Here is a 15075-nt window from a genome sequence, read left to right as displayed (position 1 = left end):
TCACACGTCGGTCATCTTCGGCATGTCCCCCACCGTCCTGCTCATGTCGATGACCGAGAACGTCGCTCCTTGCGGGTCGCGCAGCGACGCGAACCGGCCGTACGGGGTGTCCATCGGCCCCCACACCACCGCTCCGCCGCGCTCGGTCGCCTTCGCCACCGCCGCGTCGCAGTCGTCGACGCCGAAGTAGACGTTGATGTACGGCGGGACCTCCGGCGGGAACTCGGAGCCCATCTTCATCCGGCCCAGTACGGGGTCGTCGCCCACGTGGAAGACCCTGAAGTCCATGTCCTCGGGCGCCTCCATCTGCTTGGCGCCGTACGGGAAGACTGCGGGGAAGAAGGCGTCGGACTTGCCCGGCTCGCGGGTGAAGACCTCGGCCCAGCAGTACGCGCCGGGCTCGCCCATGGACTGGAAGCCCTGGTGGGTGCCCGACTGCCACACCCCGAAGACGACGCCGCCGGGGTCACGGGCCAGCACCATGGAGCCGAAGTCGCCGACCTGCATCGGCCCCATCAGGATCTCGCCACCGTTGTCGCCGATCTTGCGCGCCGTGGCCGCCGCGTCCGGGGAGGCGAAGTACAGGCACCAGGCCGACTGCCCCTCCGCCCCGGGCATCGGCGGCACGACGGCGGCCACGGCCTTGCCGCCGGAGTACGCCTCGGTGTAGTTGCCGAACTCCGACGACGCCTCGCCGAAGGTCCAGCCCAGCACATCGCCGTAGAAGCTCTTCGCGCCCTCGACGTCCGTGAACATCGCGTCCGCCCAGATCGGCGCGCCCTCGCGTTGTACCGCCATGGTTCCGTCCTTGTCCGCTCTTGCGTGCAGTCCGATTTGTCACGCTAGCGAGCGTTACGTCGGTACGCTCGCCGAAACGGGCGGCGACAAGATGGGAAAGTCGGCCGAAGGTGGACCCCGACAGCTTGACGAGGTGTCATAATGCGAATGTAGCCCATCGTGCATCCCCCGTCGCGATGGGCTACATCCCTGTCCGGGCGGGCATGCACGGGCAAGGGACTCCCCTCGTGGCCCCCTGCCCGTGTTTTTTCGAGTTAACAGTGACGTAGAGTACTTGCGCAAGTCTGCTTCTGATGCTGGAGTGGGATGCTCCACTTTGTCGCTGATGCAAAGACGCCAACGTTCTGTGTCGATTACAGTACGAGCCCGTTGACCGAACTCGAACATCGCGCAACGTGGGGACCCGGATGGACAACGCCGAACAGCGCAGCGGCGAGCAGCGCACGCCCGAACTGCGGACGTTGCAGCAGAAGGTCGAGTACATGGTCGAGAAGACCTTCCCGGGCCAGAAGATCTCCGGGCGGGTCTTCGCGGACCTGGTGAAGCAGCGCGGCGGCTCCCTCTCGCACAGCTATTTCTCCAACATCCTGGCCGGGAAGGTCACCCACCCCTCCGAGGACATCCTCAAGGCGCTGGGCCTCGGTTTCGGCGTCGACTGGCGCTTCTTCAAGGACGAATCGGAAGTCGTCGACGATGTCGTCGCAGGGCTGCAATTCCTGGCGAAACGGCGCACCGGGGAAATCAGCGGCGTGGCCGCGCGCGGCAACGACGAGGACGGGATTCCGGCGGAGCTGCTGGAGTTCGCCCTCTCGCTCCTGGAGGAGAGCAAGTCGGAGGGCAAGGGGGCCCGGGAAAGCCAGGACAAGGGCTCCGGCCAGCGGGCACCGGACCGGTAAACTCGCGGATCATCCCGAGGGCAAGAGGCACCCCATGTCCATGCGCGAGCTGCGGAAAGAGTGCGAAGCCGGACTCGCCGACCTTCCCATCCCGGCCCCCTTCACCATCGAAGGGCTGGTGGCCAACATGGAGGCCGCCCGGGGCCGCAGAATCATCCTGCGTGAACTGCCCGACCGCCTGGCGCGCGTCAACGCCGCCTGCGGGCTGCGCCTCACCTCCGGCAAGACGAGCTTCGTGCTCTACCGCCGGCGCCCCACCGCGTACCAGACGCAGCACGTCATCCTCCACGAGCTGTGCCACGAGTGGTTCGACCACGGCACGGCCCTGGACGCCGAGCAACTGCGCCGTCTGCTGCCCGTCTTCGACACCTCGCTGATCTCCCGGGTGCTCGACTCGGGCGCCACCGTCCAGGCCCGTGCCCAGTACGACACGCACGACGAGCGGGTGGCCGAGTTCGGCGCCTCGCTGATACCCCGGATGGCCCGGGACGTGACCAGTGATGACATGGTGGGACGGCTCGCCAACTCCCTGTCCCGGCCCGTCGCCCACCGGCGGCGCGGCTTCTTCCGACGTCATCCCAAGGATTCCTCGTGACCGCGCTCGACCTCGCCGGCTACCTCATAGCCGGCCTGATGACTGCTGTCGCCCTATGGCGTATGCCGGCCGCCCTGTGGGGCGACGAGGAGGACCGGCGCAGACGGGCCCTGTGGGGCTGTTACGCGGGGTTCGCCGCCGCCCTGTGGACCAAGACCGAAGCCGTACGCATCGGGCTCAACAACAGCCCCGTCGTCGACCTCGCCGTCCTCATCAAGCACTACACGGCGACCATCGCGATCCTCGCCATCCTCAGCTACATCGTCGCCATCTACGGCCACTACCCGGAGGGCGGCACCGTGCCCCGGCACGTGCGGTTCGCGCGGGTGGTCCAGCAGGTGGCGGCCAAGGCGTCGGTCGCCACGCTGATCCTGCTGACCGTGCTGTTCTTCACGGTGGTCGACCGGTCCGTCCCCTCCGACCGGTTCGTCTCCGACCACGCCGGCCAGTGGGGCGCCACGCTCTACATGAGCGTGTTCTACCTGTACTTGGGCGCCGCCTCCGCCGTCTGCGCGTACCAGTGGGCGCTGGCCACCGGCAACGCGCGGCTGCGGCACCTGCGGGTCGGGCTCGGCATGATGACCGCCGCCATGTTCATCGGCGTCGGCTACACCGTCAGCCGGACGCTGTTCATGTGGGTCAGCGTCGTCCACCACCCCAGCCACGGCTTCGCGCAGACCTTCGACAAGGTCACCGAGCTGGCCCAGATCGTACTGTTCGCGCTGTTCGCGGTGGGCGCGTCCATCCCCGCCTTCAGCAAGGGCTGGCGGCGGGTGAAGCTGTGGCGGGCGCAGGCGCGACTGCACCCGCTGTGGCGGGAGTTGATGACCGCCTTCCCCGACCAGCCCTTCGAGCCGCCCGCCTCGCTCGCGCGCGAGCTGACCCGGTTCGACACCCCCGCCGACCTGCGCGTCGACCGGTGGGCCGCCGACATCGCCGACGCCGTCGAGAAGCTGCGGCACTACGTACCGGACGGCCTGGTCGACGCGGCCACGGCCGCCGCGGGCGGGCCCGGCCCGCTCGCCGACGCCTACTGGATCAAGGCCGCCCTCGCCGCCAAGGCGGGCGGCGCGCCCGCCGGCAAGGCCGCCGCCATCGAGGCCAAGCACGCCACCGACCAGGACGACGAGGTGGCGTGGCTGGTGCGGGTGGCGGCCGCGTACCGGACCGCCGACGACGACCGGGCGCGGGGGCTGCTCGCGCCCCTGGAGCAGGACGCATGACCCCCGCAACCGGAACCGCCCGTACCGTCACCGATGTCTTCCAGCCCCGCAACGTCCTGCTGGTCGGCATGCTCGCCATCGGCTGGGCGGCGGCCGGTCACTGGAGCGGCCTGCTGTGGGGGTTCCTCGGCGCGCTGTGCGCGGGGCTGATCCCGGCCGGGTACATCGAGTGGGAGCGGGGGCGGGGCACGTGGGGCGACCGGCACGTGGTCGACCGCACGAAGCGGGCGCCGATCTTCTTCGTGATCCTCGGCTCCATCGGCACGGGTTCGGTGGTCATGGTCCTCGGGCACGCCCCGGTGGGCATCCTCGTGGCGATGCTCGCGCTGTGGGTGATGACGGTCGGGCTGCTGGTGGTGAACACCGTCTGGAAGATCTCGGTCGACTCGGCCGTCGCCTCGGCCGTCGTCGCCCTGCTCTCGGTGGTCCACTCGCCCTGGTGGCTGGCCGCGTACGCGATGACCGTCGCCGTGTGCTGGTCCCGGGTGGCGCTGCGGTACCACACGGTGGCGCAGACGGTGGCGGGCGCGTCGCTGGGCGCGGCGACCGCGGCGGCGGCCTGGCTGGTGTGAGCCGCCCGCGCCGCCCCGGTCAGCCCGCGGCCAGCAGCTCCGCCAGGAAGGCGTCCAGGTCCTCCAGGCATTCCTGGCCCGCCGGCACCCGCTCGTAGGTGCGGGCGAGGAAGCGCCACAGCGACGGCGCCCACACCGTGAACACGGCGGCGTGCAGCAGCTCGATGCGCAGCTCCTCGCGGGTGCCGTTGCGAACCGGCCACATCCGTACGTCGCCCTCGCCGACCTCGTGCGCCATGCCGTCCCGCAGCATGTCGCGGTCCAGGCGCCATTCGGCGTACACGAATCCGGCGTGGGTGAAGCCGACCGTGACCGCGTACGGGTCGCGTACGTCGTAGGTCAGGTGGGCGAGGACGGGAAGTTCGTGGCCGTCCGGCGAGAGAAGCCGCATGAAGACCTTGTCGCGCAGGACCGCGTTCATGTCGTTCCTCCAGAAGGATGCGTGACGGCAGGGCCCCCTCTCAGGTGCCCCGGGAAACCCGAGTAATGCGGGCGACTCATGCGGGCGACCGGGCGACCCGCGGTACTCCGGTCGGCGGCACATCACCCTGCGGGCGGTCCGCCCCGTTCATACCGTGGCTGAATGATCGTCAGTTCCTTGGCGGCCGCCGCCGCCCTGCTGCTGGTCCCGCCCGTGCCGGGCGCCCCCGCCGCCGCCCCGCGTCCCGTCGAACCCGTACCGCCGCCGGCCGCCGTGCCCGTCGACGCGGCGGTCCTGCACCGCCCCGGCACGCAGGTGCGGCTGCCCCCCGGGGTCAAGGCACCGCCCAGGCTCTCCGCCCGGTCCTGGCTGATCGCCGACGCCGGTACGGGCGAGGTGCTCGCCGCCCGCAACGCCCACCGGCGCCTGCCACCGGCCTCCACGCTCAAGGCGCTGTTCGCGCTCACCGCGCTGCCCGGCCTGCCGCCCGACCGGCAGCACACGGTCAGCGAGCACGAGCTGCGGGGCGTCGGGGACGGCAGCAGCCTGGTGGGCGTGCGCGAGGAGGTCACCTACCGGGTCGCCGACCTGTGGCGCGGGGTGTTCCTCAGCTCCGGCAACGACGCCGTCCGGGTCCTCGCGGGCCTCAACGGCGGCTGGACGGAAACGGCCCGGAAGATGCAGGCCACGGCCCGGTCCCTGGGCGCGTACGACACCCGGGTGGTGTCCCCCGACGGGTACGACGCGCCCGGCCAGGTCTCGTCCGCGTACGACCTGGCGGTCTTCGGCCGGGCGGGGCTGCGCAACCCCGACTTCGCCCGCTACGCCGGCACCGCGTACGCCAAGTTCCCGGCCGGGCGCTGGTCGTACGACATCCGCAACACCAACCGGCTGCTCACCGGCGCCGACGGTGTGCGGCGCTACCCCGGCATCCTCGGCGTCAAGAACGGCTACACCACCAACGCCGGCCACACCCTGATCGCCGCCGCCCGCAAGGGCCCCCGCACGCTGGTCGTCTCGGTGATGAACCCGCGCCGGGGCGGTGCGTACGCCGTGTACGAGGAGGCCCGCGACCTGCTCGACTGGGGCTTCGAAGCCGGGGCCAGGGCCCGCCCGGTCGGCTCCCTGCTGCCCCCGCGCGCCACCGCCCCGGTCCGCGCGGCCGCCCCGCCCGCGCCCGTCACCCCGGCCGCCCCGCGCGCCGTGCGGTCCGTCCCGCCGACGGCCGCCGTCTCGGTCGCCACGCTCCCCGACGACGACGGCCCGCACCTGTTCCTGCCGCTGACCTTCGTCGGCTCGGCCTGCCTGGCGGCGGCGACGCTGTGGCTGGTGCGGCGGCGTACGGAGCAGTAGTCCCGATCCGGAACACTGCCGCCATGACTCCCATCCCCGTGATCCTGGACTGCGACCCCGGCCACGACGACGCCTTCAACATCATGCTGGCCGCCGCCCATCCCGCCATCGAGCTGCTCGCGATCACCACCGTCGCCGGCAACGCGTCCGCCGAGAAGACCGCGCTCAACGCCCGCCGGGTGTGCACCGTCGCCGGGATCGGGGGCGTGCCGGTGGCCGCCGGGCTGGGGCGGCCGTTGCACGGGGTGGGGATGGTGGCCGGGAACATCCACGGCGAGTCCGGGCTGGACGGGCCCGGCTTCGGTGAGCCGACCGTGCCGCTCGACCCGCGGGACGCGATCACGCTGCTGCGGGAGACGCTGCTCGCCCACCCCGGGCCCGTGACGCTCGTCCCGACCGGGCCCCTGACCAACATCGCCGCGTTCCTGGTGGCCCACCCGGAGCTGGCCGCCGAGCGGGTGGGGCGGATCGTGCTGATGGGCGGGTCGACCGGGCGGGGCAACCGCACGCCGGCCGCCGAGTTCAACATCGCCGCCGACCCGGAGGCCGCCGACATCGTGTTCTCCAGCGGGCTGGACGTCACGATGATCGGCCTGAACGTCAGCCACCAGGTCCCGGCCGCCCCCGACGTCCTCACCCGCCTGGAGCAGCTCGGCACGCCCCTGTCGCGGCTGTGCGTGGAGCTGCTGACGTACTTCGGCACCACCTACCGCGAGGTCTTCGGCTTCGAGGCCCCGCCCCTGCACGACCCCCTCACCGTGGCCCACCTGATCGACCCGGACCTGATCACGACGGTCCGCGCCCCGGTCGCCGTCGAGCTGACGGGCACTCACACGCGGGGCGCCACCGTCGTCGACCTCGACGGCGTCATGGGCCGCCCCGCCAACGCCCGCGTCGGCACCGCCGTCGACGCCCCCGCCTTCTGGGACCTGATCATCGACGCCGTCCGCACCCTGGGGTGACTACCGTCGCAGCGCCCACTTCTGTACGGACTCCAGCGGGCCGGTCGGGAAGCGGCGCAGCCACAGCGTGGAGAACACCAGCAGCACCACCGACACCGCCGCCCACAGCCCCATCACCCACCACGGCCGCCACGACGCCCCCAGCTCGGACGCGAGGCCCAGGCCGATGCCGTACGAGACGAGCATGCAGAGCACGTTCTGGAGGACGTACCCGGACAGCGCCATCCGCCCCACGGATGTCAGCCCGTTCATGAACCGCCCCGGCCGCCGGACGCGGTCCACGAGCGCCCCGATCAGCCCGATGTACCCGACCGCCATCAGCGGCGCGGCCCCGTACCGCCCGAGCAGGAAGAAGTCCGGACCGGCCACGGCCACCGCCACGTTCAGCGGCACGCCCAGCCCCAGACCCCACGTCAGCATCCGCGCCCGGATGCGCCGCGCCGCCTCGTCCGCCCCGAAGGCGCCCGCCCGGAAGAGCCGTACGCCCAGCAGGAACAGGAACAGCAGCAGGAAGAACGTCAGGACCGGCTCCAGGCGCAGCGCTATCGCGTTCTCGAGCCGGAAGGCGATCTGGTCCGCCCAACTCCCGTGCGCGTACAGGTCGACGACCTCCCGCGAGACGCCGCCGCCCGCCGAAGGGGCCGACGCCAGGGCCGCCGTCAGCAGCCCCATCACCGTCAGGTGCAGCCCGGCCGCCCACCACATCACGCGCCGCCACGCCCGCTGCGACCGGGTCAGCAGCCAGGCGACGAGCAGCGCCGTCACGGCGTACCCCATCAGCACGTCCCACGCGAAGACCAGTACGAAGTGGACGGTGCCCTCGCCGAACAGGAACAGCGCCCGCCACCGGTACCGGCCCGGCCACGGCTGCCCGCGCCGGGCCGCCGAGCCGTACTGGATCGCCAGCCCGGCACCGAACAGGATCGTCAGCATCGACAGGAACTTCCCGTCCGCCACCAGCCGGAACGCGCTCTCGGCGGCGTCCGGGAACGACCCGAACGACATCTCACCGAGGGTGCCCTCCAGGACGCCCCACTCGGCTCCGGGCCCGGTGAACACCCACACGTTCGTCATGAGCGTCCCGAGGATCGCCACCCCTCGCAGGACGTCGAGGAGGGCGAGGCGTTTCGTCGCGGTCTGCACGGGAGCACGAAGGGTCTCGGTCATGCGTCCAGCGTCCCGGCGGCCGGCCCCGGAAACGTCATGAGCGCAGACGAACCCGCGCTACATCGAAGGATGTACCTCCAGGAAAACGCGGTGGACGGGGGAAGCACGCGCGCCGGAGAGTGCGCCCCATGGCTTCCCTCGTGCGCCTCCGGGAGTTGTGGGCGGTAAGGGACACCCTCTTGCCTCTCGGAGCTGGCATGCGGATGTCCCTTACCGCCCACAAGTCCTCCCATCCAGCACCGGGAAAGCCCGGTCAGCCTCGCTCTGGCCAGTCCCGCGCACCCACCACCCGCCGGAGCGAGGTCTTGTGCCCCAGCGGGAAGACGACCGCCCGCCGCCGAACCCGGCAGCACCGCGCCACTCCACTGCCGCGCCCCTCCGCCACCCGTCTCTTGGCCAGAACCCAAGGGGACAATGGGCGCCGCTCCTGGACCCGTTCCCCCGGGCCGCCCTCCGAGTGTGAAAAGGCGGGTGGAGGCGGCAGGTCAAGGGTGGCCGAAGGCCATCGCGAAGCGACGCGACCGGAGGGAGCGCCCTTGAGGGGGCGCCGGAGCCCGCCACACTCGGAGAGAGGGCGGCCCACATCCCCACCATGAGGGGAACATCGTCCGGAGCGAGGACTGAACCGCACGTAAGCTCGCCGCATGACGGTTTCCGCCGCCTCGGCAGTGTCCCTCGCCCGGTCGCAGCGTTCGTTGGGCGACCCGAGCCTGCGTTATCCCCTCCACCCGCCGCTCCTGCGCGGCTGTCCCCGTACGGCGACGCCCGACATGGTCTTCCCGGTGGAGGTGGACTACGCCTACGAGGACACCCCGAAGGACCTGTTCGCACGCGACGGCGCCCCCGCCGGTGGCGGGCTGGAGCGGTGGGCGCCGCTGCTGCCGCCGCTGGACGCGCCCGGTCTGGGCGAGGGCGGGACGGCGATGGTGGAGCTCGGCGACGGGGTGTGGGTCAAGGACGAGTCGCGCAACCCGACCTGGAGCCACAAGGACCGGCTCAACCGGGTGGCGGTCAGCGCGGCCGTCCATGTGGGCGCCGAGGGCATCGCGGTGGCGTCGTCCGGCAATCACGGTGCCTCCGCCGCCGCCTACGCGGCACGGGCGGGGCTGCGCTGTGTCGTCCTGGCCTCGGCGGGCGCGCCGCCGGCGGTGGCGTCCTTCCTCCGGGCGTACGGGGCGGAGGTGCTCGCCGTTCCGCAGGAGGCCCGCTGGCCGCTGCTCGCCGAGATCAGCGACCGCCTCGGCTACCACACCGTCAGCAATCTGACCCGTACGCACACCGGTCACCCCTTCGGCCCGGAGGGCTACAAGACCATCGCGTACGAGATCCACGGCGACCTCGGGGTTCCCTCGGCGGTCTTCGTGCCCACGGGCTACGGCGAGTTGCTGTTCGGCGTCTGGAAGGGCTTCCGCGAACTGCGCGACCTGGGGGTGACGGACCGGGTCCCCAGGGTGTTCGGATGCGAGCCGGCGGCCGGCGGCCCGCTGGCGGCGGCCGTGCGGACCGGGGTGCCGGCCGCCGTGGTGGAGGTCGGGGCCACGGACGCGTACGCGATCGACTGCTCGGCCGGCGGGCACCGGGCCGTGCGCGCGGTCCTCGACAGCGGGGGCGACGCGCTGCTGGTGACGGACGAGGAACTGGTGCGGGCACGCGCCGAGCTGGCCGGGCAGGGCGTGTGGGCGGAGTTGTCGGCGGCGGCCGGGCTGGCCGGGTTCCGGCAGTGGGCTGCCCGCGAGGGTGACGTCGACGGTCCGGTGGTGTGCGTGTCGACGTCCAGCGGCTTCAAGGACCTCGGGGTGGGCGCCGAGCCCCTGGAGCCGGTCGAGCCGACGTGGGAGGCCGTGGCCCGGGCGCTGCGCCGGTAGCCGTCACACCAGGTGCGCGTACGAGCGCGGGTGGGCCGCGAGGTATTCGCGCAGGGTCATCGGGGCGTGGCCGGTCAGGCGCCGGACCGTGTCGGCGACCGTGCCCAGCTCGCCGGTGGCCATCGCCTCGTAGGAGGTGACCCAGCCGGTGACCTCCCAGTGCTCGGCGCCGTACCGGGCGCGGGAGGCGTAGGCCTCGGCGCGGGTCTCGGGGACGTAGGTCACCGTGCGGCCCGCCGCCCGCGACAGCTCCTCCGCCACCTCCGCGAGGGTGAGGGCCTCCTCGCCGGTGACGTCGTAGGTGACGCCGTCGTGTTCGCCGTCGCCCAGCAGGACGGCCGCCGCGACGTCCGCGATGTCCTCGTGGGCGACCGCCGCGACCCGGCCGTCGCCCGCCGGGCCCCGGATGACGCCGTCCTCGCCGGCCATCGCGGGGAACGCGGCCAGGTACCAGCCGTCGCGCAGGAACGTGTGCGGCACGCCCCGCGCCTCGATGTACCGCTCGGTGTGCCAGTGGTCGCGGGCGAAGGTGAACGTCGCCTGGGGCGCGGCGCCCAGGAACGACACGTACACGATCCGCCCGACGCCCGCCGCGAGCGCCGCGTCCACCGCCGTGCGGTGGTCCTGGATCCGGTCGGGGTTCTCGTGCGCGGACACCAGGAACAGCGTGTCGGCGCCGTCCAGGGCGCGGCGCATCGCCTCACCGTCCCCGTACGGCGCGGGCGCGGCCTTCACCGCGCCCGGCAGGTCCGGCAGCCGGGCCGGGTCACGGCCGAGCAGCCGGGTCTTCAGGCCCCGGCCGGCGAGGCGGCGGGCGACACGGCCGCCGACGCGGCCGCTCGCTCCGGTCACAGCGATCACGGATGACATGCGGCCGAGTCTGTCAGCCGTGGACCTCCGTGACCTCCAGCACGCGCGCGGTGATGCGCCCGTCCGGCGTACGCTCCGGGTCGGCCAGGTAGGCGCGGTAGGCGTCCTCGGACGGGAACCTCAGCAGGTGGACCTCCGACAGGCCGTCGGCCGTGCGCAGCCGCCGCTCCAGCCGGCCGCCGTGGCGCGGGAGCAGGGCGAGCGCCTTCTCCTCGTACGCCAGGGCGTCCTCCGCGGCGCCGGCCGGGTAGTCGAGCACGACCGCGAGCTGGAAGGCCGGGGCGGCCACCGGGCCGAGCGGCTTGTAGAAGTGGACGTCCACGTTCCCGCCGGGGATGCCCTCGGAGCGGCCCGTCTCGACGTACCCGAGGCGGCGGTAGAAGGGCGGTGCCTGGAACGAGAACGACGACACGATCATGCGGTCGCAGCCACGCCGCCGCGCCTCCTCCTCCGCGGCGCGCATCAGCTTCGTACCGAGCCCCGTGCCGCGCTGGTCGTCGCGGACCCAGAGCATGCTGACGCCGCCGAGGCCGCCCCACGTCCAGCCGGTGAGCCCGCCGATGATCTCGCCCGACTCGTCGTCGGTCGCCCGGACGGACAGCTCGGCTTCGTCGGACGCGCCGGTGGCGGCCTGGTTGAACGCCGTGAGCTCCTCGTCGAGGCGCGCGGACAGTTCCTTGTCCTCGGCGCCGACCGTGATGGTCACTTGTCCTCCAGCTCGCCCTCGGTCTCCAGGTACACCTGCCGCAGCTCCTCCAGCACGCGCGGGTCGGGCTTGGCCCACATGCCGCGCGACTCGGCCTCCAGCAGCCGCTCGGCGATGCCGTGCAGGGCCCAGGGGTTGGCCTCCTGGAGGAAGGCCTTGTTCTCCGGGTCCAGGACGTACGTCTCGGTGAGCTTGTCGTACATCCAGTCGGCGACGACACCGGTCGTGGCGTCGTAGCCGAAGAGGTAGTCCACGGTCGCGGCCAGCTCGAACGCGCCCTTGTAGCCGTGGCGGCGCATCGCCTCGATCCAGCGGGGGTTGACCACGCGGGCGCGGAAGACGCGGGAGGTCTCCTCGACGAGGGTGCGGGTGCGGACCGTCTCGGGGCGGGTCGAGTCGCCGATGTACGCCTCGGGGGCCGTGCCCTTCAGCGCGCGGACGGTGGCGACCATGCCGCCGTGGTACTGGAAGTAGTCGTCCGAGTCCGCGATGTCGTGCTCGCGGGTGTCGGTGTTCTTGGCCGCCACCGCGATGCGCTTGTACGCGGTCTCCATCTCGGTGCGGGCGGGCTTGCCTTCGAGGCCGCGCCCGTACGCGTAGCCGCCCCACACCGTGTACACCTCGGCGAGGTCGGCGTCGGTGCGCCAGTCGCGCGAGTCGATGAGCTGGAGGATGCCCGCGCCGTACGTCCCCGGCCGGGAGCCGAAGATACGGGTGGTGGCGCGGCGTTCGTCGCCGTGCTCGGCGAGGTCGGCCTGCGCGTGGGCGCGCACGAAGTTGTCGCCGTCCGGCTCGTCGAGGGAGGCGGCCAGGCGCACGGCGTCGTCCAGGAGGCCGATGGTGTGCGGGAAGGCGTCGCGGAAGAAGCCCGAGATGCGCAGCGTGACGTCGATGCGCGGGCGGCCCAGCTCGGCGAGCGGGATGGGCTCCAGGCCGGTGACGCGGCGTGAGGCGTCGTCCCAGACGGGGCGGATGCCGAGGAGGGCGAGGGCCTCGGCGACGTCGTCACCGGCGGTGCGCATCGCGCTCGTGCCCCACAGGGACAGGCCGACGGAGGTGGGCCACTCGCCGTTGTCGGTGCGGTAGCGGGTGAGCAGCGAGTCGGCGAGGGCCTGGCCGGTCTCCCAGGCGAGCCGGGAGGGGACGGCCTTGGGGTCGACGGAGTAGAAGTTGCGGCCGGTCGGCAGGACGTTGACCAGGCCCCGCAGCGGGGAGCCCGAGGGCCCCGCCGGGACGAAGCCGCCGTTCAGGGCGTGGACGGCGTGGTCCAGCTCGTCGGTGGTTGCGGCGAGGCGCGGGATCACCTGGCGGGCGGCGAAGTCGAGGATCGCGGCCACCTGCTCGCCGTGGCCCTCGGCGACGGTGGGCACGGCGGCCGGGTTCCAGTCGGCGGCCTCCATCGCCTCGACCAGGGCACGGGCCTTGGCCTCCGCCTCGTCGGCGGTGGTGCGGGTCGCGGCGGACTCGTCCAGGCCGAGGGCTTCGCGGAGGCCGGGCAGGGACTGCGTACCGCCCCAGATCTGGCGGGCGCGGAGGATGGACAGGACCAGGTTGACGCGCTCGGGGCCGGTGGGGGCGCCGCCGAGGACGTGCAGGCCGTCGCGGATCTGGGCGTCCTTGACCTCACAGAGCCAGCCGTCGACGTGCAGCAGGAAGTCGTCGAAGCCGTCGTCGTCCGGGCGGTCCTCCAGCCCCAGGTCGTGGTCGAGCTTGGCGGCCTGGATGAGCGTCCAGATCTGGGCGCGGATGGCCGGCAGCTTGGACGGGTCCATGGACGAGATCTGCGCGTACTCGTCCAGCAACTGCTCCAGGCGCGTGATGTCGCCGTACGACTCGGCGCGCGCCATCGGCGGGACGAGGTGGTCGACGAGCGTGGCGTGGACGCGGCGCTTGGCCTGGGTGCCCTCGCCGGGGTCGTTGACCAGGAACGGGTAGATCAGCGGGATGTCGCCGAGGGCCGCGTCGGGGCCGCAGGCGGCGGACAGGCCCGCGTTCTTGCCGGGCAGCCACTCCAGGTTGCCGTGCTTGCCGAGGTGGACCATGGCGTCCGCCCCGAAGCCGCCGTCGGAGGCCGGGGTGGCGATCCAGCGGTAGGCGGCCAGGTAGTGGTGCGAGGGCGGCAGGTCGGGGTCGTGGTAGATCGCGATCGGGTTCTCGCCGAAGCCGCGCGGCGGCTGGATGAGGATGAGCAGGTTCCCACGGCGCAGCGCGGCGAGGACGATGTCGCCCTCGGGGTTGCGGGAGCGGTCCAGGAACATCTCGCCGGGCGCCGGGCCCCAGTGCTCCTCCACCTGCTCGCGCAGCTCCTGCGGCAGGGTGGCGTACCAGCGCTTGTAGTCGGCGGCCGGGATGCGGACCGGGTTCTTGGCGAGCTGCTCCTCGGTGAGCCAGTCCTGGTCGTGGCCGCCCGCCTCGATGAGGGCGTAGATCAGCTCGTCGCCGTCACCGGACGCGAGGCCCGGGACCTCCTCGGTGCCGAAGTCGTACCCCTCCTCGCGCAGTCGGCGCAGCAGCGCGACGGCGGAGGCGGGGGTGTCGAGGCCGACGGCGTTGCCGATGCGGGAGTGCTTGGTCGGGTACGCGGACAGGACCAGCGCCAGGCGCTTGTCGGCGTTGGGGATGTGGCGCAGTTGGGCGTGGCGGACGGCGATCCCGGCGACGCGGGCGGCGCGCTCGGTGTCGGCGACGTACGCGGGAAGCCCGTCGGCGTCGATCTCCTTGAAGGAGAACGGGACGGTGATGAGCCGGCCGTCGAACTCGGGGACGGCGACCTGGCTGGCGGCGTCGAGCGGCGAGAGGCCCTCGTCGTTCTCCTCCCAGGCGGCGCGCGAGCCGGTCAGGCACAGCGCCTGGAGGATCGGGACGTCCAGGGCGGCGAGCGCGCCCGCGTCCCACGACTCGTCGTCGCCGCCCGCCTGGGCCTCGGCCGGCTTGGTGCCGCCGGCGGCGAGGACGGTGGTGATGACGGCGTCGGCCATCCCCAGGCTCTCCAGGAGCTCCGGCTCGGGGGCGCGGAGGGAGGCCACGTACAGGGGCAGCGCCTGGCCGCCGGCGTCCTCGATGGCGTCGCACAGGGTGTGGACGAAGGCGGTGTTCCCGCTCATGTGGTGGGCGCGGTAGTAGAGCACGGCGACCGTGGGGCCGGTGGTGTTGCGCGCGGTCCGCTCCAGGGGGCCCCAGGTGGGGGCGGCGGCCGGGGGCTCGAAGCCGTGGCCGGTCAGCAGGACGGTGTCGGAGAGGAAACGGGCGAGTTGCTCCAGGTTGTCCGGTCCGCCGTGGGCGAGGTAGGCGTGCGCCTCGGCCGCGATGCCGATCGGGACGGTGGAGGTCTCCATGAGCTGGGCGTCGGGGGCCTGTTCGCCGGTCAGGACGACGAGCGGCTTGCCGCTCGCGCGGAGGGCCTCCAGGCCCTCCTCCCAGGCGCGGATGCCGCCGAGGAGGCGTACGACGACGAGGTCGGCGCCGTCGAGGAGGCCGGGCAGGTCGTCCATCGGGAGCCGGGCGGGGTTGGCGAACCGGTACGCGACGGGTCCGCCGGAGGCGCGCGCGCTGAGCAGGTCGGTGTCGGAGTGCGACAGCAGCAGGATCGTCGTCGCCTCGGGCGTCGCCTCGGGACTGGTGGCGGGCGTCGTCGCGTGCGTCATGGC

Annotated in this window: 13 protein-coding genes; 7 read left to right on the top strand and 6 right to left on the bottom strand. The window is 72.7% G+C overall.

Translation table 11 applies throughout. From position 1 onward, the window contains the following. On the bottom strand, nt 1-798 hold the full coding sequence (locus tag AB0J57_RS13205) for a VOC family protein (RefSeq protein WP_366128164.1): 798 nt from the start codon (nt 796-798) through the stop codon (nt 1-3). A 407-nt stretch (nt 799-1205) separates the two neighbouring features. On the opposite strand from AB0J57_RS13205, the gene AB0J57_RS13200 reads away from it, so the two are divergent. The 4 genes from AB0J57_RS13200 to AB0J57_RS13185 are packed head-to-tail and all read left to right on the top strand — an operon-like array spanning nt 1206 to nt 4084. After that, on the top strand, nt 1206-1694 hold the full coding sequence (locus AB0J57_RS13200; protein ID WP_366128163.1) for a hypothetical protein: 489 nt from the start codon (nt 1206-1208) through the stop codon (nt 1692-1694). 34 nt (nt 1695-1728) lie between these two features. Continuing rightward, the gene (locus AB0J57_RS13195) at nt 1729-2289 is read left to right on the top strand and encodes a toxin (protein WP_366128162.1); all 561 of its coding nucleotides are present in this window, start codon (nt 1729-1731) and stop codon (nt 2287-2289) included. After that, complete coding sequence (locus tag AB0J57_RS13190; protein ID WP_366128161.1) at nt 2286-3512, top strand: MAB_1171c family putative transporter; 1227 nt, start codon at nt 2286-2288, stop codon at nt 3510-3512. Before AB0J57_RS13195 ends, AB0J57_RS13190 begins: the two co-directional genes overlap by 4 nt. Further along, nucleotides 3509-4084, top strand: coding sequence for a hypothetical protein (locus tag AB0J57_RS13185; protein WP_366128160.1), 576 nt, complete (start codon nt 3509-3511; stop codon nt 4082-4084). Before AB0J57_RS13190 ends, AB0J57_RS13185 begins: the two co-directional genes overlap by 4 nt. A gap of 19 nt (nt 4085-4103) precedes the next feature. Here the strand turns inward: AB0J57_RS13185 and AB0J57_RS13180 are convergent, their stop codons facing one another. After that, nucleotides 4104-4505, bottom strand: a complete 402-nt coding sequence (locus AB0J57_RS13180; RefSeq protein WP_366128159.1) for an SsgA family sporulation/cell division regulator — start codon at nt 4503-4505, stop codon at nt 4104-4106. A 162-nt stretch (nt 4506-4667) separates the two neighbouring features. Between AB0J57_RS13180 and AB0J57_RS13175 the strand changes: the two genes are divergently transcribed. Beyond that, entirely contained in the window at nt 4668-5858 is a 1191-nt protein-coding gene (locus AB0J57_RS13175) for a D-alanyl-D-alanine carboxypeptidase (RefSeq protein ID WP_366128158.1), read from the top strand. A gap of 23 nt (nt 5859-5881) precedes the next feature. Then, nucleotides 5882-6820, top strand: coding sequence for a nucleoside hydrolase (locus AB0J57_RS13170; RefSeq protein ID WP_366128157.1), 939 nt, complete (start codon nt 5882-5884; stop codon nt 6818-6820). On the opposite strand, the gene AB0J57_RS13165 is transcribed toward AB0J57_RS13170, so the two are convergent. After that, a complete protein-coding gene (locus tag AB0J57_RS13165; protein WP_366128156.1) occupies nt 6821-7987 on the bottom strand; it encodes a DUF418 domain-containing protein in 1167 nt (388 codons plus the stop codon). A gap of 644 nt (nt 7988-8631) precedes the next feature. On the opposite strand from AB0J57_RS13165, the gene AB0J57_RS13160 reads away from it, so the two are divergent. After that, complete coding sequence (locus AB0J57_RS13160) at nt 8632-9852, top strand: pyridoxal-phosphate dependent enzyme (protein ID WP_366128155.1); 1221 nt, start codon at nt 8632-8634, stop codon at nt 9850-9852. A gap of 3 nt (nt 9853-9855) precedes the next feature. On the opposite strand, the gene AB0J57_RS13155 is transcribed toward AB0J57_RS13160, so the two are convergent. The 3 genes from AB0J57_RS13155 to cobN are packed head-to-tail and all read right to left on the bottom strand — an operon-like array spanning nt 9856 to nt 15072. Then, complete coding sequence (locus AB0J57_RS13155; RefSeq protein WP_366128154.1) at nt 9856-10722, bottom strand: SDR family oxidoreductase; 867 nt, start codon at nt 10720-10722, stop codon at nt 9856-9858. A 13-nt stretch (nt 10723-10735) separates the two neighbouring features. Next, a complete protein-coding gene (locus AB0J57_RS13150) occupies nt 10736-11428 on the bottom strand; it encodes a GNAT family N-acetyltransferase (RefSeq protein ID WP_366128152.1) in 693 nt (230 codons plus the stop codon). Continuing rightward, on the bottom strand, nt 11425-15072 hold the full coding sequence (gene cobN / locus AB0J57_RS13145) for a cobaltochelatase subunit CobN (protein WP_366128151.1): 3648 nt from the start codon (nt 15070-15072) through the stop codon (nt 11425-11427). Before cobN ends, AB0J57_RS13150 begins: the two co-directional genes overlap by 4 nt. Between the last annotated feature and the right edge of the window lie 3 nt (nt 15073-15075).

This window comes from Streptomyces sp. NPDC049837 (assembly GCF_040674455.1).
Classification (GTDB): Bacteria; Actinomycetota; Actinomycetes; order Streptomycetales; family Streptomycetaceae; genus Streptomyces.
Note: the sequence above shows the minus strand (reverse complement) of the source record. Positions and strands in the feature narration are given on the sequence as shown.